The following is a 19,213-nucleotide window of genomic DNA, read 5'->3' as shown; positions in this document are numbered from 1 at the left end:
CGGCCTTGGCTACCCCGATCGGGCAGCTCAGGCCGTTCGGCCCGTGGTTGCAGTACCCGTTGGGGTTTTTATGGGGCGAGAGGTATTGCTGGTGGTAGTCCTCCGCGTAGTAGTACGCCCGCGCCGGCTCGATCCGCGTGGTGATCTCGCCCAGACCGGCCCCGGCGACGACCGGCGCGAACGCGGCCCGCGACGCCTCCGCCACGACCAGCTGCTCGGCGGTGGTGGTCAGGATCACCGACCGGTACTGGGTGCCCAGGTCGTTCCCCTGTCGCATCCCCTGGGTCGGATCGTGGTTCTCCCAGAACTCCTTCAACACCGTCTCGTACGAGATCACCGCCGGGTCGAAGACGACCTGGACGACCTCGGCGTGCCCGGTACCCCCGGAGCAGACCTCCTCGTATGTCGGGTTCGGGGTGGAACCGCCCGCGTACCCGGCGGAGGTGGAGTAGACGCCCGGAAGGCGCCAGAAGATCCGTTCCGCGCCCCAGAAGCAGCCGAAGCCGAGGATGGCCACCTCGAAGCCGTCGGGCCACGGGCCGACGAGCGGGGTGCCGAGGACGGTGTGCCGGGCCGCGACCGGAACGGCCTCCGCGCGGCCGGGGAGGGCCTGGTCAGCGGTGGGGATGTCGAGATCACGTGGTCTGCGCATGACACCAGCATGCCGCAGTCGCCGGCCGGCTGCCCATTACGACGTGCTTACCGCCGGTCTGTCGGAGCCAACGGTTACGCTCAGAGTCATGACACACGGCTTCGATACGCTCGCCATTCACGCCGGTCAGGAGCCTGACCCCCGCACCGGCGCGGTGGTGGTCCCCATCTACCAGACGTCCACGTACAAGCAGGACGGCGTGGGTGGCCTGCGTGAGGGGTATGAGTACTCCCGCTCGGCCAACCCGACCCGCACCGCGCTGGAGGAGTGCCTCCAGGCGCTGGAGGGCGGGCGCCGGGGCCTGGCGTTCGCCAGCGGGCTGGCCGCCGAGGACGCCCTGATCAGGACCGTCTGCAAGCCGGGTGACCACGTGGTGATCCCCGACGACGCGTACGGGGGCACGTTCCGGCTGTTCGCGAAGGTCGCGGAGCGGTGGGGGATCAGCTGGACGTCGGCGAAGCTGTCGGACGTGGCGGCGGTCCGGGCGGCGGTCCGGCCGGAGACGAAGCTGGTCTGGGTGGAGACGCCGACGAACCCGCTGCTGGGGATCGCGGACATCGCGGCGCTGGCCGGGGTGGCGCACGAGGCGGGGGCCCTGCTGGTGGTGGACAACACGTTCGCCTCCCCGTATCTCCAGCAGCCGTTGGCGCACGGCGCGGACGTGGTGGTGCACTCGACGACGAAGTACGTGGGCGGGCACTCCGACGTGGTCGGGGGCGCGCTGATCGCGGGCGACGCCGCGCTGGGCGACGAGCTGGCGTACCACCAGAACGCGATGGGCGCGGTGGCCGGGCCGTTCGACGCGTGGCTGACGCTGCGCGGGATCAAGACGCTCGGGGTGCGGATGGAGCGGCACTCGGACAACGCGGAGAAGATCGCGGCGTTCCTGGTGGACCACCCCAAGGTCACGAAGGTGTACTACCCGGGGCTCCCCGAGCACCAGGGCCACGAGATCGCGGTCAAGCAGATGCTCCGGTTCGGCGGCATGGTCAGTTTCCAGGTGCTGGGCGGCGAGCAGGAGGCCGTGGACCTCTGCGACCGGACCAAGCTGTTCACCCTGGGCGAGTCTCTGGGCGGGGTCGAGTCGTTGATCGAGCATCCGGGCCGGATGACCCACGCCTCGGTGGCGGGGACGTCGCTGGAGGTGCCGGCCGATCTGGTGCGGCTGTCCGTCGGTATCGAGACGGTGGACGACCTGCTCGCGGATCTGGCCGAAGCGCTCGGTTAGGCCCGCGCCGGAGCTGGTCCCGCGCCGGGCGGTGCGCCCGCCGGGCGGTGCCGGGAGCACGGCCCGGCATGGGCGGTGCCCCACGCGGGTGCCCCGTGCGCAGGCACGGCGGCGGGGCCGGTCACCCGGGCGGGCGGAGTGCTCCCACCGGGGTCGGGAAGGCCCTGGCGGGGACCGGCGCGACCAGGTCAGTTCAGGTTCGGCCGGTTCGGGGTAACCCCCACCGGTCGGAAGGCACGAGGACGCGCGCGCCGATGCCCCGCCACCCGCGGGGCGTCGGCTAGCATCTCGCCCTCCGGGTCCGGTGTGTGCCGCGGACCCGGGGCCGGCAAACGACTTACGAAGGAGGTCGGTCATGGCCTGGGTCGGTGCAACCGCGCGGGAGATCGCTCGGGCGGTGCGGCGCGGCGATGCGTCAGCGACCGAGGTGGTGGCCGACCACCTGGACTACATCAGGTCCACGGACCGGCACCTGGGCGCGTTCCGGGCCCTGCGCGGCCCCCGGGCGCTCGCGGAGGCCGAGGCGGTGGACGCGCTGCCGGAGCTGACGAACCTGCCGCTGGCCGGGGTGCCGGTCGCGGTGAAGGAGAACGTGGCCGTCGCCGGGGAGCGTTCCGGGGCGGACTGGCCGCATGTCGCTGACGCCGACCACGAGGTGGTCCGCAGGCTGCGTGGGGCGGGGGCCATCGTGGTGGGCACGTCCCGCATGCCGGAGCTGGGCCTGTGGGGTACGTGCGACGACAAGGAGATCGTGACCCGCAATCCGTGGCGGCTGGACAGGACGCCGGGTGGTTCGTCGGGCGGGTCGGCGGCGGCGGTGTCGGCGGGGCTGGTGCCGATCGCGCACGGGAACGACGGGCTGGGTTCGATCCGGATCCCGGCCGCCTGCTGCGGGCTGGTGGGGTTGAAGCCGGGCCGGGGCGTGGTGCCGGCGGGGATCGGGGCCAACGCGTGGTACGGGCTGGCGGAGAACGGCATCCTCGCCACCACGGTCGCCGACGCGGCGGTCGGGTTCGCGGTGCTGGCCGGTCGCCGGACGCACAAGTTGACGGAGCCGGGGCGGCTGCGGGTGGCGGTGTCCCTGCACAGCCCGATCCCGGGGGTCAGTCCGGACGCGGACAACCGGGCGGCGGTGAGTCGGGCGGTGCGTTCGCTGGTGGGGGCCGGGCATTCGGCGATCCGCGCGGAGGTGCCGTACCCGAAGAGGCTGGGGGCGGTCATCCTCGCCACCTGGACGGCCTCGTCCTACCTGGACTCCCGTGATCTTGACTATTCGGAGTTGCAGCGCCGGACCCGCCGGCATGTCGCGCTCGGTGAGCAGGCCGTCCGCACGGCCGAGGTCACGTCGGGGCAGCGCACCCGGTGGCGGGGTCAGGCGTTGAACTGGCTCGGCGACTACGACCTGCTGGTCACGCCGGCCCTGGCGAGCGCGCCGCTGGAGGCGGCCGAGTGGTCGCGCCGGCCGTGGCGGGCGAACCTGGTGGCCAACATGCGCTACGCCCCGTATTCGGCCCCGTGGAATGTCGCCGGCCTGCCCGCGATCGTGGTGCCTTCGGGGGTGCGCGGGGACGGGTTGCCGGCGGCGGTGCAGCTGGTCGGGCCGCCCGGTTCGGAGCTGATGCTGCTGGCCGTGGCGGGGCTGTTGGAGCTGGCGGCCCCGTGGCGTCGGCACGCGCCGAGCTGGCCGAGGGCCCCGAAAAGGGCCTAGACCCTTCGACGGGTACTGGCGGGGGAGCGGCCGGTTCCGGGCGATCCCGTGGTGGCGGCCGCCCGGTCGGTGGCTGGCACCTGTCCGGGGGCTCCGGCCCGCCGGCCCCCGGTCCCCGGCACTGACTGCTATCCCGGCAGTGACCGCTAGCCCGGAAGTGCCCGCTACCCCGGCCGTGACCGCCGTCCCGCCCGGGTCCCCCGCACCCGGGCGAACCGGGTCAGTTCCCGAACGGCCTGGTCACCATGAGCACCACGATCAGGCAGATCAGCAGCAGCGTCACGCCGGCCGCCGCCCCGACCCGCCCCACCGCGTTGTCGATCTTCCCCTTGGTGGTGAGGAACGCCCCGGCGGCGGCGAGCGCCTCGTGCGGGGGCTCCTCGCCCTCGGGGGTCTCGGGCATGACCGGCGGCTCGGGCGTACCCGTCTCCAGAAGTTTCATGCCGCTGCGGAGTGCCGGGCGGGCCCAGAACAGGGCGACGAGCAGCATCACGAGGTACAGGGTGAGGGAGATGACCACCCACGGCGTCCCGAAGTCGTACGTCTCCTTGGCCGTGGCCGCCACCACCGTCCCGCCGAGCGCGGCCGTGAGCAGGGAACCGAGCGCGAACCGGCCCGTCCACCGCGCGGCCTGGAGCACCGCGTCGTGGTCGTGCACCCGGAGGCTGCGCAGTCCGTAGAACGGGACCACCGCGAGTGGTCCGATGATCAGGATCGCGGACAGTACGTGCAGCAGCAGTAGGAATGTCCTCATATGTCCAGACTAGTGACCACGGGTGCCCTGGGGAGTCAGTTGCCACCTGGCCGCGTCGGCCTGAGGGCCGGCCGGCGCTCCGCACCGACCGGCCCTCAGGCCCCACAGCAGAACCGCCTACGGGAAGATCGGCGGCACCGGCGTCAGGTCCGCGAAGTACACACTCACGTACGCGGCCGGGCTGCAGACCGCCGTCGAGGTGCCGTTGCCGGTGATGACCGGCCCGGACGCCTGGATGTACCCCATGCCGATGTCCTGGCAGTTCACCACGACCTTCCAGGGCTGGTCGACCGGGCGGTTGGCGCAGGAGATCGTCGTGGTCGCCAGGTCGGACTTCGACAGGGTGCAGTCGTAGGGGACCTGACCCCCGTCGAAGATCCGGGCGACGCCCGTCGCGGAGAAGTTGCCGCCGACACTGGAGCTGGTCAGCCGGACCCGGAACTCCTCGGTGACCTCGGCGATCCCGTCGTTCACGATCGGGATCTGCACCCGGCCCCAGAAGGCCCCGGCCGGGATGGTGACGGTGCCCGTGGTCGCGGTGTAGTCGACCCCGTTGGTGGCGGTCATCGACTCGAGCGCGTAGCCGACGGTCACCGGGTAGCTCCTGGGCGAGGAGATGCTGACCGTGACGGGCATGGACGTCGCGCTGAACGAGCACGCGAACGGCGCGACGGCCTGACAGGACCTCTCGTACTCGGAGGCGAAACCGCCGTTGACGGAGAACGTGTTATTGGGGCTGGCCGCCTGGGCCGCGGGCACCATGCCGAGCGTGGCCATGGCCACGGCGGCGGCAGCGACGAACAGTCGGGATACGTTGCGCATAATTCACTCCTTCGATCCGGACAAGCGATGTGCGGACAGATGCCACGGCCCGACGACTCTCGGACGCGGCAGGCATGACCCTGTCATCCCGGGCGCGCCCCCGGGTCTCATGAACGTCTCGTCTTTCCTGGTGGGAGCCGTGCGCGGCGCCCGCCGGGGGGTGTACCCCGGGTGGCACGATCGGGGCATGACGGCACTGGTCACGCTCGACGACGTCCGCGCCGCCCGTGAGTTGCTCGCGGGCGTGGTGCGCGAGACGCCGCTGGAGCCCTCGCGCACGCTGACCGCCCAACTCGGTGGCCCGGTGTGGCTGAAGTGCGAGAACCTGCAACGGGCCGGCGCGTACAAGGTGCGCGGGGCCTACGTCCGGATCGCCCGGCTGTCCGGGGCCGAGCGTGCCCGGGGGGTCGTCGCCGCCAGCGCCGGGAACCACGCGCAGGGAGTGGCGCTCGCGGCCACCTCGCTGGGTGCCCGGTCCACCGTGTTCATGCCGACCGGCGCGCCGTTGCCGAAGGTCGCGGCCACCCGGGGGTACGGGGCCGACGTCGAGCTCTTCGGGGCCACGGTCGAGGAGGCGCTGGTCGCGGCGAGGGAGTTCGCCGGGCGGACCGGTGCCGTGTTCATACATCCCTTCGACCACCCGGACGTGATCGCCGGCCAGGGCACCGTCGCGCTGGAGATCCTCGAACAGTGCCCCGACGTGAAGACGATCATCGCAGGGATCGGCGGCGGCGGACTGATCTCCGGGCTCGCCGTCGCGGCCAGGGCGCTGCGCCCCGACATCCGGATCATCGGGGTGCAGGCCGCGGGTGCCGCCGCGGTGCCGCCGTCGCTGCTGGCCGGGCACCCGGTCCGGCTCGCCGAGACGGCCACGATCGCCGACGGCATCCGGGTCGGCATCCCCGGCGAGATCACCTTCCAGCACATCGTCAAGCTCGTCGACGAGGTCGTCACGGTCACCGACGAGGACATCTCCCGCGCGCTGCTGGCCCTCCTGGAACGCAACAAGCTGCTCGCCGAGCCCGCCGGGGCCGTCGGGGTGGCCGCGCTGATGGCCGAGGTCGTCAAGGTGGAGACCCCGACCGTGGCGGTGCTGTCCGGCGGAAACATAGATCCACTGCTCCTTCTCCGGGTACTGGAGCACGGGCTCGCGGCGGCCGGCCGGTACCAGCGGTTCACGGTCCGGTGCGCCGACCGCCCCGGCCAGCTGGTCCGCCTGCTCGCCCTGATCGCCGAGAACGGCGCGAACGTCCTGGACGTGGCGCACGAGCGGTACGACGCGGAGCTGTCGCTGGGCGAGGTGGTGGTGGCGTTCTCGGTGGAGACCCGGGGCAAGGAGCACGCCGAGCGCATGGTCGCCGCCCTGCGCGCCGCCGGCCACACGGTCACCTTCGACTGACGGGGGCGGCGCGGCCGGCGGGTCACGTCACGCCACGCGACCCCGGCCTGGCGCGCCGCGCGACCCCGGCCTGGCGGGTCATGTCGCGCCGTGGGAGCGCGGTCCCGGCCACCGGTCTGTGGAATCGCGCCGGAAACCGCGCGGGCCAGGTCGGATCCCGGCGCCGGGAACGGTGTTGACGGGGTGTCAGGGCGGCGGGCAGGATGCCCGATCGTGTCTGCCGCAACCTGCCCCTCCTGCCACGCCACGCTGACCTCGGCGGACTCCGGCGAACCCTGGTGCCCCGCCTGCGAGTGGGGCCTGGACGACCCGGTCGGCCACGAGGTCACCGGCGCGGGCTGGATCGACCGCCTGCTGTACCGGTCCGCGTTCCGGCTGAACCGGGTCCAGTTCGGGCGGTTCGCCGGGAGGGCGATCGGCAGGCCCGGGTACGGCGCCGCCGGGGTGTTCCTCGTCGCCGTGTCCGTGGTGCTGCTCGGCGGGGAACTCGCCCTGCTAGCCCTGGCCGGCTGGCTGGCCTACGCGCACCTGTCCCTGCTCACCGCGCCGCTCATTCTGCTGATCCTCGGCGTCGTGTGGGTCCTGCTGCCCCGGTTCCCCGGCCTGCCCGACGAGTTCACCCCGCTGGACCGGTCCCAGGCCCCGACGTTGTTCGCGCTGGTGGAGCGGGTGGCCGCCGCCTCGGGTACCCCCGCACCGCATTTTCTCGGGGTGGACACCGCGTTCAACGCCTACGCGACGCCGGTCGGGCTCCGTCGCCGCCGCGCCGTGTGCCTTGGCCTGCCGCTGTGGGCGGCCCTGCCACCCGAGCAGCGGGTCGCGCTCCTGGGCCACAAGCTCGGGCACTTCGCCAACGGGGACCCGCGCGTCGGCCTGCTGACGTTCCCCGCCCTGAACACCTTCCAGAACCTGGCGGACCTGACCCGGATGGGCCCACCCGAACTCTGGGGCTGCTTCGCCGCGGTCGTGGACCTCGTCGCCCGGCCCGTGATGTGGGTGATCAGCCGGAGCCTGCTCCTCGTGCACGTGGCCATGACCCTGGTGGGCGCGCGGCAGTCCCAACGGGCCGAGTACCACGCGGACGAACTCGCCGTGCTCGTCGCCGGCAGCTCGGCGACCCGGGGGCTGGCCGACTCGCTGGCGTCCCGGGACGGCCTGGAGGTGGTCGTCCGGCGGGCGGCGCGCACCGGCCACGACGCCCGGGACTGGCGGCGGGCCGCCGAGGAGGCGCGCGCGTCGATGGCGCCCCGGGTGCCCCGGTTCCGCCAGCTCAGCATCCGGACCGATACGTCGGTGCTCGCCAGTCACCCGCCGGCGGGGCTGCGGGCCCGGCTGGTCGAGTCCCGGCCGTGGCAGGAGGCCCGGGTGGGCCTGTCGGAGTACGAATCGGACCGGATCGACTCCGAACTGGCCGAGTACTACCGGCGCAACGCCCGGGAGATCGGCTGGGTGGAGCACTGAGGACCATCGGGCCGGGCGTGAGACGGGGGCGGCCACACGGTCGGGCGTGACGCGGTGGACCGACTACCCGGCAGCGCCCGGCGGGGCCGACCCCGATCCGGGCCCGGCGCGGTGCCCGGGACGCGAAACGCCCGACCCGGGTGGCCCGAGTCGGGCGGACGGCAGGGCCGGTCGGGCGGCGGACCGCCCCGGCCGGGGGATCAGCCCGAGAAGGGCTCGAACTTGACCACGGTGACGGTGATCTCGGCGCCCGTCGGGGCGGAGTAGCTCACGGTCTTGCCGGCCTCGGAGCCCAGGATCGCGGTGCCCAGCGCCGACTCGGGGCTGTACACCGTGTAGTCCGTGGTCGCGGCGATCTCGCGCGAGCCGAGCAGGAAGGTCTCGGTGTCGTCCGGGTCGTCGTCGAACTGGATGGTGACGACCATGCCGGGGGCCACGACCGTGCTCGCGGGGGCCTCGCCGACGCGGGCGGTGCGGAGGAACTCCTGGAGGTACCGGATCCGGGCCTCCGCCTTGCCCTGCTCCTCGCGGGCGGCGTGGTATCCGCCGTTCTCCTTGAGGTCGCCCTCCTCGCGGCGGGCGTTGATCTCGGCCGCCACGGCGGGCCGGTCGGCGATGGCCTTGTCGAGCTCGGCCTGCAGGCGGTCGAACGCGTCCTGGGACAGCCACGCGGCCTTGCTGTCGGTGTTGGGCACGGCGACTCCTTCAGACGGGGGGTCAAGGGTTAAGAAAAGCGAAACTCCGAGAATATCAGCGCTGGGCCCGGCAACCTACGGTCTCGCCGCTCACGGGGAGCCCTGTTGTTGACAGTGTGTAACTGACGTCGACCCGGCTCCGCGCGTCGGGGACGAGCACCTCGGCCCTGCCGACCTCCGCGCCGGCCCTGTTCCGGGCGCGGACGACGCACACGGCCGGGGACTTCTCGGGCTTCGTCACTGTGAACTGGAGCACTACCTGATTGTCTGTGATGTCACGGTATGAGGTGAGGTTCACCGCATAGTCCGTCACGCCGTACGCGAGATAGAGCTTGACCGCGATGCCCGTTACGCCCAGTCCGAGTGCCACGGCCATCACGTAGGGTAGCCACCGTCGCGCACGACGTGGCTGTCGACGCCGGCCATAGCGGTCCGGCGGGAAAATTGTGGCGTGGGTCTCGGTCACGATCGGTCGGGCTCCGGTGTTCTTGTCATAGGCATCAGCAAGAATTCGATTATCCCGGACCCGAACGAGGAGTGTCACGGTGGCCGAGCGGCTCCGAATGATGGCGGTACACGCGCACCCCGACGACGAGTCGAGCAAGGGCGCCGCCGTGATGGCGAAATATGTGAAAGAGGGCGTGGACGTCCTCGTTGTCACCTGTACGGGCGGGGAGCGCGGCAGCGTCCTGAACCCCAAGCTCGACCGTCCCGAGGTCTGGGAGAACATCACCGAGATCCGCCGGCAGGAGATGGACACCGCCCGCGAGATCCTGGGCATCCGGCAGCAGTGGCTCGGGTTCGTCGACTCCGGCCTGCCCGACGGCTACCTGGAGGCCGCGGAGGCCGACCGCCCCGAGCTGCCCGAGGACAGCTTCGGCCGGGTGGACCCCGAGGTGGCGGCGGAACGCCTGGTCAAGCTGATCCGCGAGTTCCGCCCGCACGTCGTGACGACCTACGACGAGGACGGCGGCTACCCGCACCCGGACCACATCATGACCCACAAGATCTCCATGCTGGCGTTCGACGCGGCCGGTGACCCCGCGCGCTACCCGGAGGCCGGCGAGCCGTGGACCCCGGCGAAGCTCTACTACAACATGGGCTTCTTCAAGAAGCGCCTGTTCGCGTTGCACGAGGCGATGCTCGCCGAGGGCCTGGAGTCGCCCTTCGCGGACTGGATCGACAGCGACCGCGACTGGATGAAGGACAAGGGCGACCGGGTCACGACGTCGGTCGACGCGGGCGAGTTCTTCGGGGTCCGCGACGACGCGCTGCGGGCGCACGCGACCCAGGTGGACCCGGACGGCTTCTGGTTCGGCATCCCGATGGAGATCCAGTTGCGGATCTGGCCCACGGAGGACTTCCAGTTGGTCCGGGCGAACGTGCCGACCACGCTGCCGGAGAGTGACCTCTTCGCTGGCGTACGGTAGAGGCATGCTTCAGTACCTCGCGGAGAACAACTTCGGCGACACCCGCGGTCCCGGCCTCGCCGGCCCGCTCGCGTTGCTGCTCATCGTGCTGCTGGGCGTGGCGACCTTTTTCCTGTACCGGAGCATGAATCGCCACCTCCGCAAGCTTCCCGACCGTTTTCCCCCGGCCCCGCACGATAACGCTCGGTAGTTTTCGCGGCTTTTGAAATTCTCGACTACCGGTTGTAGAGCACCTAGCGCACATTTAGGGCTGTTGCGGCCTGGGTATGTCCCATAACCTTGCCTTCAGGGGGCCGCCAACGGGCGTCCCCTGCTCGCTGTGCGAGGGGGGTCGGGTGTTGGGTCGTCGCTGGTTGCTCACCGGCTTCGCCGCACCCGCCGCTGTGCTCGGCCTGGCCCTCGCGGCCTGGCCGGCCTGGTGGCGGCTCGTGCTGGCCGCAGCGCCCGTGCTGTGGCTCGCCTACCAGGCCTACCGGTACTGGCTGCGCATCCTCGAGGAGCGCCGGATCTGGCGCGAACTGGCCACCGCCCCGCACCGGCTGCTCCGGCTCGACGAGCGCGAGGTCGTCGACGCGGCGCTGCACGGCCTGGGCAGGCTGTTCGCCCCCGAGCGGGTCGAGATCGCGATCCGGTCGGGCGACGGCGCCGAGCGGGTGTACGCGAGCGGTCCGTCCGGCCCGCGCGGCAGGGGAGTGGCCCGTCCGCTGCGGGTCGGGGCGCACCGGATCGGCGAGCTGCGGCTGTGGCTGCGGACCCCGGGGCCGATGTCGGAGCGCGAGGACCTGGCCCTGTCGGCGTACGCGGGCACGCTCGGTGCCGCCCTGCTCAACGTGGCCGCCCACCGCCGGATGCGCGAACTGATCGACGTGCTGCACCAGGGCGACCCCACCGGCGCGCGCAAGGGGCCGGTGGGCCCGGAGCGGCTGATCCTGCTGGCGGAGCTGCGCGAGGCCCTCCTGGTCGAGGACCAGCTGGTCCTGGCGATGCAGCCGGCCGTCGAGCTGTCCACGGGCGCCCCGATCGGCGCGGAGGCGCTGGTCCGCTGGCACCACCCGAGCCGGGGCCTGCTCGCGCCGGACGCGTTCATCGAGGTCGTCGAGCACAGCGACCTGGTGGGGCCGTTCAGCCGGTACATCCTGGACCTGGCGCTGCGGATCGTGTCCGACTGGGCGCGCGGCGGGCTGATCATGCCGGTCGCGGTGAACCTGTCCGCCCGCAACCTGCTCGAACCGGAGCTGCCGCAGATGGTCGCGGCGGCCCTGGCCCGGTACGGGGTGCCGGCCGACCGGCTGGTCCTGGAGATCACCGAGACGGTGATGATGGACGAGTCGCCGGTGATCGAGGAGGTGCTGATCGGCCTGCGCAGGCTCGGGGTACGGATCGCGGTGGACGACTTCGGCACCGGGTACTCGTCGCTGACCCTGCTGACCCGGTTCCAGGTGGACGAGGTCAAGGTCGACCGGGCGTTCGTGTCGAAGATGGGGCATTCCCCCGAGGCGATGGCGATCGTGAAGACCACTGTGGATCTGGGCCGCGCGCTCGGGCTGCGGGTGGTCGCCGAGGGCGTCGAGACCGCCGAGCAGCGGGCGACCCTGATCGGGATGGGCTGCACGGCCGCGCAGGGCTACCACTTCTCCCCGCCGCTGTTCCCCGACAAGGCCAACGCCGCGCTGGTGGGGCTGGCCCGCGCCGCCGAGATGTAGCCCCGGCCGGCCGCCGCCCGGGCCCCCGCCCGGCACCTCCGGCACGCCCACGGCGCCCGGCCTCAGCCCGGCCCACCGCGCCCACCGCCTCCGGCGTCCAGCACCTCCGGCGTCCCACCCCCGGCCCCCACCAGCACGGCATGCCACCCCGAACGCCCCACCAACCGCCTGCTGAGATGTAACCGCAACCTCTCGGTGCCTGTTCATTGACTTCGTGATCAGTAGCGTCTGGGGGCTGGGGAATCCAGTGACGCTCGCGAGGGGACAATTCGTGGCCAGTTCCGTCACGCTGCAGGGCATTCGGTACCGGCGAGGACTCTCCGTGGTCGTCCTGGTGCTCGCGGTGTTCGCGGCCGCCGCTGCGGTGCTCGTCCCGGCCTACACCCGGGCGGCCCAGGAATCGGTGCTCCGGGACGGGCTGAGCGACTCCGCGCCCTGGCAGACGGAACTGTGGTTCGACGCCGCGTCCCAGGAGGGCAACGACCCGAGGACGCTGCACGCCGCCGCCGACAAGGTGCTCGCCGAACGGCCGGCCGTCGGGAGGTACTTCGGGCCCGGGGTGGACGGCGCGGCCGAGCGGATCGTGATCGGTCCCCAGCGCGCGCTGGCCCTGCACGTCTACCGGCAGGACATCTGCGACCACGTCACGATCACGGCGGGCAGGTGCACCGACCCGGCCAGGCCCGGGGAGATCCTGCTCGGGGTCAAGGCCGCCGAGCTGATCGGCGCGCAGGTCGGCCAGCCGCTGGCGTACCAGGTGATGGTCAACGGCACGGCGACCCCGCGGACGGGCACCGTCGCCGGGCTCTACACCCCGAAGGACACCCTCGACGGGTACTGGGGCCGGAACAACTACTTCGGGGGCGCCGGCAGCCCCGTCGCCGACCAGCTCGACGCGCCCGTACTCACGGGCAACCCGACCGAGGTGACGGCGGCGGACCGGCGCGTGACCGTCGAGTACCCCCTGAAGGTCGGTTCTGTCGGTCTGGCCGACGCGGCACGGCTCGCCAGCGACATCAAGGATCTCGCCCGGCAGTCCGGGGCGGAGACCGGCTCGCTGCTGCCCGGGATGCTCAGCGACATCCGGGCCGAGCAGGACGCGCTGACCGGCAGCATCCCGCTGGTCGCGCTGCCGCTGCTGCTGCTCTGCCTGTTCGTGCTGTACCTCGCGGTCGCGTCCGTCACCGAGGAGCGCGGCCCGGAGATCGCCCTGGCCAAGCTGCGCGGGTTCGGCACCGGCCGGACCGTGCGGTTCGGGCTCGGCGAGGCCCTGGTGCTCGTCGCCCTGGCGACCCCGCTCGGCCTGCTGCTCGGGCTCGGTTTCACCTGGCTGGCGGCCGGTGCGATCCTGGCCGACGGGGTGGAGGTCGAACTGCGCTGGGAGCTGCTCGCCGCCTCGCTCGTCGCCGTCGCCGCTGGCATGGGCACCGTGTGGCTGGCGTCCCGGCGCACGCTGAACACCCCGGCGCTGGCGCTGCTCCGCCGGGTGCCGCCGCGCGCCCGGTTCAAGGCCGCCGTCGGCGAGGGGATCGTCGTCGCGCTCACCGCCGTCGCGCTCTACCAGGTGCTCGCGGCCGGCGACAAGACCTCCTCGCTGGCCCTGCTCGCCGCCCCGCTGCTGGCCCTGCTCGCCGGTCTCGGCGTCGCCCGCGGGCTGGCGATGTGGAGCCGCCGCCGGGTCGGCCGGGCGTTGCGCGCCGGCCGGGTCCCCGCGATGCTCGCCAGCGCGCAGCTGGGCCGGCGGCAGTCCACGGTCCGGCTGAGCATGGTGCTCACGGTCGCGTTGTCGCTGCTCGGGTTCTCCACGGCCATCTGGGGCGTGGCCGACTACAACAGGATCAGGACCGCCGACGGGTACGCGGGCGCGTCCACCGTCTACCGGGTGCTCGCCACCGACCCGCAGGCCCTCCTCGACGGGGTGACGCGGGCCGACCCGACGGGGAAGCACGCGATGGCCGCCGTGCGGATCTCCCAGTTCTACGACGGCGACAACCTGACCATCGTCGGCATCGACCCGACCCGGTTCGCGAACGTCGCGGTGTGGCCGCAGGGCGAGCCCGGCACCGCCCAGGACGTGGCCGACAAGGTCGCCGTGGACCAGTCCCGGGCGGTCACGGTCAAGGGTCCGGAGTTCGCCGCCGAGGTCACGGTCGCCAAGCTCGACAGCGCCGGCCCGCTGCAACTGGCCGCCTGGGTCACCACCCCCGGCCGGGGCCCGCGCGAGGTACCGCTCGGCGAGCTGAAGGTCGGCACCGCCACCTACAAGGCCGCCGTGCCCGACTGCGGTACCGGCTGCCGGCTCGTCGGCCTGGTCATCCAGCGGTTCCCGGGCCGGTCCACGCCGTACGCGGTGGACCTGACCGTCACCCGGCTGCTCGACGGCGGGCACGCGCTCGACACCCGCCTCGACCTCGCCGACGCGTGGCGGGAGGTCAAGCCGGCCGACGCGACCACCGGCTCCGTCACCCCCGGCCTGAAGGTGTCCGTGCGGGGTACGGGCTCGGAGGACTACCGGATCCGGTACGCCGACATGCCCGACCGGCTGCCCACCGTCCTCGCCGGGGACACCCCCGACGCCGACCGGAAGGCCGACGCGTTCTCGATCCTGGCGCTCGGGGCCAACCCGCAGCAGTTCGACGTCGTCCAGCGGGCCGGGCTCGCGCCCCGGGTCGGCGAACACGGCATCCTGCTCGACGTCCGGGCCGAGGTGTGGTCCGCCGCCGTGGACGCCAACCTGAGCGCCTCCAACAGCGTCTCCTACGAGGTCTGGGTCGCCCCCGACGCGCCGGCCACCCTGCGCGCCGCGCTCGGCGCCGCCGGGGTGCAGGTCGTCGAGGTGCAGTCCCGGGCCACCCGCCTGGAGCGGCTCGGCCGGGCCGCACCTGCGCTGGCCCTGTGGCTGTACCTGGCGGCCGGGGTGCTCGCCGTGCTGCTCGCCGTCGGGGCGGTGCTGCTCAACGCGTACATCGGGGTGCGGGCCCGGCAGTACGAGCTGGCCGCGCTGCGGATCGCCGGCCTGCCCGCGAAGACCTTGCGCGCCGGGGTGCGCCGGGAGTACGCGACGCTGCTCGGGGTGCCGTTCGTGGTCGGCGGGACCGTCGGGCTGCTGTCCGCCGGGCTGATGGTGTCCGCGATCCCGCTGGTCAGCGCCGCCAAGGACGCGTTGACCCCGGTCTACAAGCTCGGCCCGTACGAACTGGGCACCGCCGGTACCCTCACGTTGCTCGGCTTCGCCGGGGTGGTCTGGCTCGTCCTGGGCCTGGTCCGGCGGGCCGACCCACGGCTGCTGCGTTCCGGCGGCCAGTAGTGGGAACCCTGCGGCTGGCGCTCGCCGGGATCTGGCACCGGCGGGCCAGCTCACTGCTCGTGGTGCTCCTCGTCAGCGTCTCCGTGGCGGCGGCGGTGTTCGCGCCCGCCTACAGCCGGGCCGTCGAACAGTGGTCCCTGCGGGACGGGCTGCGCACGGCCCCGCCCGCCCTGACCACCCTGACCATCACGTCCTCGCAGTTCTACGACGCGTCCGGCGACCCCGCCGAGATCGACCGGGCCGCCCGGGCGTTCTACCCCATCGGCGGGTACTACGGCGCGCCCGTCCACGAACGCCGGATCGAGGGCGCGGTCCGGTTCGACGGGGACCGGGTCAACGGCCGGATCGTGGCCCGCGACGGCCAGTGCGACCGCCTGGTGTTCACCACCGGCCGGTGCCCGGTGGCCGTCGGGGAGTTCGCCGCGCCCGCCAGTTCCGGGCTCGCCCTGGGCACGAAGGTCACCCTCGACGCCGGATGGCTCCAGCCGACGGGCACGGTCGTCGGGCTCTACAAGAAGGATGCGGGGTTCTGGGGCCCCCGGGAGTACTTCGACGCCGTCGACGCGCAGTTCGGCAGGCCCGACTTCTTCGGCACCCTGTTCGCGACCGAGGAGACCGTGAGCACCGCCGCGCGGGACCCGAAGTCGAACGTCCGGCCCCAGACCGAGACCATCCTCGACTACCCGATCCTGCCCAACAGGGTCGACCTCACCACGATCGACGCGCTCACCAGGAGCCTGAAGATCCCGATCGGGCTGGGGTTCACGGAGTGTCCGCGGCTCCTCATCGGCGATCCGCCGCGCGCCCCGGCGGAGCAGGCCGAGTGCGCCCGCCAGACCCGGCTCCTGGCCCTGACCGCGAAGACCAACCTGTCCAACGTGCTGCTCGAGGTCAAGGCGCAGCGGGCCGTCGCCGTCCGGTCGGTCATGTTCGTCGCCGTCCAGCTCATCGTCCTGTGCTGGCTCGTCGTCTACCTCGTGCTGGCCAACCTCGCCGAGAGCCGCTCGACCGAACTCGCCGTGGCCAAACTCCGCGGCTTCCGGGCCGCCCGGGTACTGCGCTTCGGCCTCGTCGAGTCGGCGCTGCTCGTGGCCGTCGCCGGACCGGTCGGCGCGCTGCTGGGCTGGGCGGCCGTCCGGGGCGGGATCTGGGCCCAACTGCGCGAACTCGACGTGCGGCCCGAGTACCGGACCCCGATGCTCCTCACCGGGCTCGGCGTGTTCGCGGGCGCGCTGCTCGTGGCACTGTTCGCCAGCGTCAGCCCGCTGCGCCGCCCCGTACTCGGCCTGCTCCGCCGGGTCTCCAGCGGCCTGCGCCGGCGGTTCGGTTTCCTCGACGCGCTGCTGCTCGTCGTCGCCGGCTTCGCCGTGTGGGCGCTGGTCACCCGGTCCGGGGACAGCGAGATCGCCCTCGTCGCGGGCAGCCTCGCGGCGCTGGCGGCGGGCGCGCTCGCCGGCCGGGTGATCGCCCTGCTGGCCCGGCGGCGCGGACCGGCCGCCATCCGCCGGGGCCGGCCGGTGCCGCTGCTCGCCTGGTCCGCCGTCGGTCGCCGGCAGGGCGGGCCGCGCCTGGTCGCCCTCGTGGTGGTTGCGACGGCCCTCACCGGGTACGGGTTGTACTCCTGGGGCATGGCCGCGCACAACCGCGAGGTCCGGGCCGGCATCGTGACCGGTGCGCCCGTCGTCTACAAACTCGAGACGGTGTCCGCGGAGAAACTGCTCGCGGCGGTGGCGAAGGTCGACCCGGACGGCCGGTACGCGATGGCCGCCGTGGACACCGTGATCGGGGTCGGCGACACCACCACCCACATCGTCGGCGTCGACACCAGCCGGCTGGCCGCCATCGGCTACTGGAACCCGGCCACCACCGGCGGCAGCGTGTCCGCCGTCGCCGACCGGTTGCGTCCGCCCGCCGCCGCGCCGATCGTGCTGCGCGGCCCGAGGATCGAGATCGACCTGACCGCGCACGTCATGGAACCGGCCGGCTCGGTGACGTTCGGCGTGCTGCTGGACACCCCGGCCGGGCGGCGCGCCGTGGCCCTCACCCGGATCGCGGCCGGACCCAACCGGTTCACCGCCGAGGTGCCGGGCTGCGAGGCCGGCTGCCGGCTGGTCGGCTTCAACGGGTACCGGGGCGGGGGCGCCGCCGGCTCCGCCACCCTCCAGGGCGACCTGCTGGTCACGGCCGTCCGCGACTCCGCCGGGGACCTGACCGACCGGTTGCGGGAGCCGACCGCCTGGCGGGGCGCCGAGCCCACGATGGACGACCAGCCCGTTGCCACCGTCCTGGCCGGCGCGGACGGGCTCCGGATCACGTTCACGACCCCGGGGCGCGAGGACCTGTCGGTGCTGCGCGTCGACGCGCCGTACCCGCTGCCCGCCATGGTGTCCGACCCGCACTTCACGAAGGACGACTTCCGCGCCGCGGGCCTGTACGGCGTCGAGCAGCCCTACCGCGCCGTCGGCACCGCCCCCGTACTCCCCGGCGTCGGCCAGGGCATCCTCGTCGACCTCGCGTACGGCGACCGCTCCACACCCACGTTCGCCTCCGACGCCGACACCACCCCGATGGTCTGGACCCGCGCCGACGCCCCCGCCGACCTGGCCGCGAAGCTCGCCGCCGCCGGGCTGACCGTCACCGGCGTCACCCGGCTCGCCGACCGCCAGGCCGCCCTCGACGAACAGGGTTCCGCCGTGGCCCTGCGCCTCTACGTCATCGCCGCCCTGGGCGCGCTGCTCCTCGGCGTCCTCGGCGTCCCGCTCACCGCCCGCCCCGGCGCCCAGGACCGCGCGTACGAGGCCGCCGCGCTCCGGGTCGCCGGCCTGTCGCGGCGGCAGGTGGGCCGCGCCGTGCTCCGGGAGTACACCCTGCTGCTCGTCATCGCGGTGGGGGTCGGCGGCGTGGCCGGCGTGGCGACCGGCGTCCTCACCCTGCCGCACCTGCTGCCCGCCACCGGCCAACTGGCCACCGTGCCGATCGACTACTGGCCCGGCCCGGAGCGGTGGGGCACCGCCCTGGCCCTGATCATCCTGGTGTACGGCCTCGTCGCCGTCACCGCCATGCGAACCACGATGCGGCGCGGCGACGCGCAACGTCTACGGGAAGGAACGTCGTGACGGAGAGCAAGGGGATCAGGGTCACCTGCCGGGGCCTGGTCTACATCTACCGGCTCGAGGGCTACGACGTCGTGGCCCTGTCCGGCGTCGACCTCGACATCGAGCCCGGCGAGGCCGTCGCGCTCGTCGGACCGTCCGGCTCCGGCAAGTCCACCCTGTTGTCCCTGATGGCGGGCCTGCTCCAGCCGTCCGCCGGCCGGCTCACCGTGGGCGACCACGACGTGGCCAAGGCCAGCGACGCCGAGTTGCAGCGGATGCGCGGACTCGACGTGGGCGTCGTGCTCCAGGGCGCGTCCCGCAACCTGCTGCCGTACCTGACCGCCGAGAAGAACATCGCTTTCGCGCAGAGTGACGTACCCCGGAGCCGGCGCTCCGAACTGCTCGCCCCCGTCGACGTCCTCGCCCTCGTCGGCCTCGACGACGCCCGGATCGCCCGCTCCAAGCCCGCCGACCTGGCCCCCGGCGAACGCCAGCGGCTCGCCGTGGCAGTCGCGATGGCCACCAACCCGGGCCTGCTGCTCGCCGACGAGCCCACCAGCCAGCTCGACCACGACGCCCGCGACGAGGTCCTGGCCGCGTTCACGGCCGTCAACCGGGCCGGCACCACGGTCATCGCCGTCACCCACGACCCCGACGTCGGCGCGATCCTCGGCCGGACCGTGACCATCCGCGACGGCCGGGTCGGGGCCGAGGGCCGGCACGGGCAGGACTTCGCCGTCGTCGCGCGGGACGGGGCGGTGCACCTGCCGCCGGACATCCTGCGCGAGGTGGTGCCGGGGACGTTGCTGCGGGTCGAGCTGCAGGAGGACGGTTCGATCCGCATGGAGCCCGCCGGAACGGCCTGATCCGTACCCACCTTCCCGGGTGGCGGGTAGACCCTGGCGGCGCGGTCTGGCCCCGGGTTCGCCCGAGCGGCCCGGTCTGGGCAGAGGGGTCCT

The 19,213-nt window shown here is 73.1% G+C and carries 15 protein-coding genes; 10 read left to right on the top strand and 5 right to left on the bottom strand.

All coding sequences use genetic code 11. From position 1 onward, the window contains the following. The coding region (msrA, locus tag AB0M43_RS34080; protein WP_363730573.1) for a peptide-methionine (S)-S-oxide reductase MsrA at window positions 1-652 on the bottom strand (652 nt) is incomplete at its 3' end. Window positions 653-740: 88 nt separating this feature from the next. Between msrA and AB0M43_RS34075 the strand changes: the two genes are divergently transcribed. Together AB0M43_RS34075 and AB0M43_RS34070 are read left to right on the top strand one after the other, a co-directional pair. Further along, window positions 741-1,880 (top strand): cystathionine gamma-synthase, encoded by a 1,140-nt coding sequence (locus AB0M43_RS34075; protein ID WP_363730571.1) that lies wholly within the window; start codon window positions 741-743, stop codon window positions 1,878-1,880. A gap of 355 nt (window positions 1,881-2,235) precedes the next feature. Then, window positions 2,236-3,588, top strand: coding sequence for an amidase (locus tag AB0M43_RS34070; RefSeq protein WP_363730568.1), 1,353 nt, complete (start codon window positions 2,236-2,238; stop codon window positions 3,586-3,588). Between the two features lie 220 nt (window positions 3,589-3,808). On the opposite strand, the gene AB0M43_RS34065 is transcribed toward AB0M43_RS34070, so the two are convergent. Together AB0M43_RS34065 and AB0M43_RS34060 are read right to left on the bottom strand one after the other, a co-directional pair. Beyond that, entirely contained in the window at window positions 3,809-4,342 is a 534-nt protein-coding gene (locus AB0M43_RS34065; protein ID WP_363730565.1) for a DUF2269 family protein, read from the bottom strand. Window positions 4,343-4,459: 117 nt separating this feature from the next. Next, complete coding sequence (locus AB0M43_RS34060) at window positions 4,460-5,164, bottom strand: Calx-beta domain-containing protein (RefSeq protein WP_363730564.1); 705 nt, start codon at window positions 5,162-5,164, stop codon at window positions 4,460-4,462. Window positions 5,165-5,351: 187 nt separating this feature from the next. Between AB0M43_RS34060 and ilvA the strand changes: the two genes are divergently transcribed. Both ilvA and AB0M43_RS34050 read left to right on the top strand, forming a co-directional pair. Then, window positions 5,352-6,563 carry a threonine ammonia-lyase gene (gene ilvA, locus AB0M43_RS34055; RefSeq protein ID WP_363730561.1) on the top strand — a complete coding sequence of 404 codons (1,212 nt, stop codon included), beginning with the start codon at window positions 5,352-5,354 and terminating at the stop codon, window positions 6,561-6,563. Between the two features lie 213 nt (window positions 6,564-6,776). Next, complete coding sequence (locus AB0M43_RS34050) at window positions 6,777-8,024, top strand: M48 family metalloprotease (RefSeq protein ID WP_363730559.1); 1,248 nt, start codon at window positions 6,777-6,779, stop codon at window positions 8,022-8,024. A gap of 200 nt (window positions 8,025-8,224) precedes the next feature. Here AB0M43_RS34050 and greA read toward each other — a convergent pair whose 3' ends face one another. Together greA and AB0M43_RS34040 are read right to left on the bottom strand one after the other, a co-directional pair. Next, window positions 8,225-8,719 carry a transcription elongation factor GreA gene (gene greA / locus AB0M43_RS34045; RefSeq protein ID WP_363730556.1) on the bottom strand — a complete coding sequence of 165 codons (495 nt, stop codon included), beginning with the start codon at window positions 8,717-8,719 and terminating at the stop codon, window positions 8,225-8,227. Window positions 8,720-8,774: 55 nt separating this feature from the next. After that, window positions 8,775-9,263, bottom strand: coding sequence for a DUF4307 domain-containing protein (locus AB0M43_RS34040; protein ID WP_363730554.1), 489 nt, complete (start codon window positions 9,261-9,263; stop codon window positions 8,775-8,777). A 1-nt stretch (window position 9,264) separates the two neighbouring features. Between AB0M43_RS34040 and mca the strand changes: the two genes are divergently transcribed. The 6 genes from mca to AB0M43_RS34010 all read left to right on the top strand — a co-directional run bounded on the left by mca (window position 9,265) and on the right by AB0M43_RS34010 (window position 19,120). Next, entirely contained in the window at window positions 9,265-10,149 is an 885-nt protein-coding gene (mca, locus tag AB0M43_RS34035) for a mycothiol conjugate amidase Mca (protein WP_363730551.1), read from the top strand. Between the two features lie 4 nt (window positions 10,150-10,153). After that, window positions 10,154-10,339 (top strand): hypothetical protein, encoded by a 186-nt coding sequence (locus tag AB0M43_RS34030; protein WP_363730605.1) that lies wholly within the window; start codon window positions 10,154-10,156, stop codon window positions 10,337-10,339. A 145-nt stretch (window positions 10,340-10,484) separates the two neighbouring features. Beyond that, the gene (locus AB0M43_RS34025) at window positions 10,485-11,852 is read left to right on the top strand and encodes an EAL domain-containing protein (RefSeq protein ID WP_363730549.1); all 1,368 of its coding nucleotides are present in this window, start codon (window positions 10,485-10,487) and stop codon (window positions 11,850-11,852) included. Between the two features lie 271 nt (window positions 11,853-12,123). Then, the gene (locus AB0M43_RS34020) at window positions 12,124-15,159 is read left to right on the top strand and encodes an FtsX-like permease family protein (RefSeq protein ID WP_363730547.1); all 3,036 of its coding nucleotides are present in this window, start codon (window positions 12,124-12,126) and stop codon (window positions 15,157-15,159) included. Next, window positions 15,159-18,275, top strand: coding sequence for an FtsX-like permease family protein (locus tag AB0M43_RS34015; RefSeq protein ID WP_363730544.1), 3,117 nt, complete (start codon window positions 15,159-15,161; stop codon window positions 18,273-18,275). The genes AB0M43_RS34020 and AB0M43_RS34015 overlap by 1 nt, the downstream gene beginning before the upstream one ends. Further along, on the top strand, window positions 18,272-19,120 hold the full coding sequence (locus AB0M43_RS34010; RefSeq protein WP_363730542.1) for an ATP-binding cassette domain-containing protein: 849 nt from the start codon (window positions 18,272-18,274) through the stop codon (window positions 19,118-19,120). The genes AB0M43_RS34015 and AB0M43_RS34010 overlap by 4 nt, the downstream gene beginning before the upstream one ends. Window positions 19,121-19,213: the final 93 nt, after the last annotated feature.

Origin of the sequence: Longispora sp. NPDC051575, assembly GCF_040681875.1 — a bacterium.
GTDB lineage: Bacteria > Actinomycetota > Actinomycetes > Mycobacteriales > Micromonosporaceae > Longispora.
This window is presented reverse-complemented; position numbering and strand designations above follow the sequence as displayed.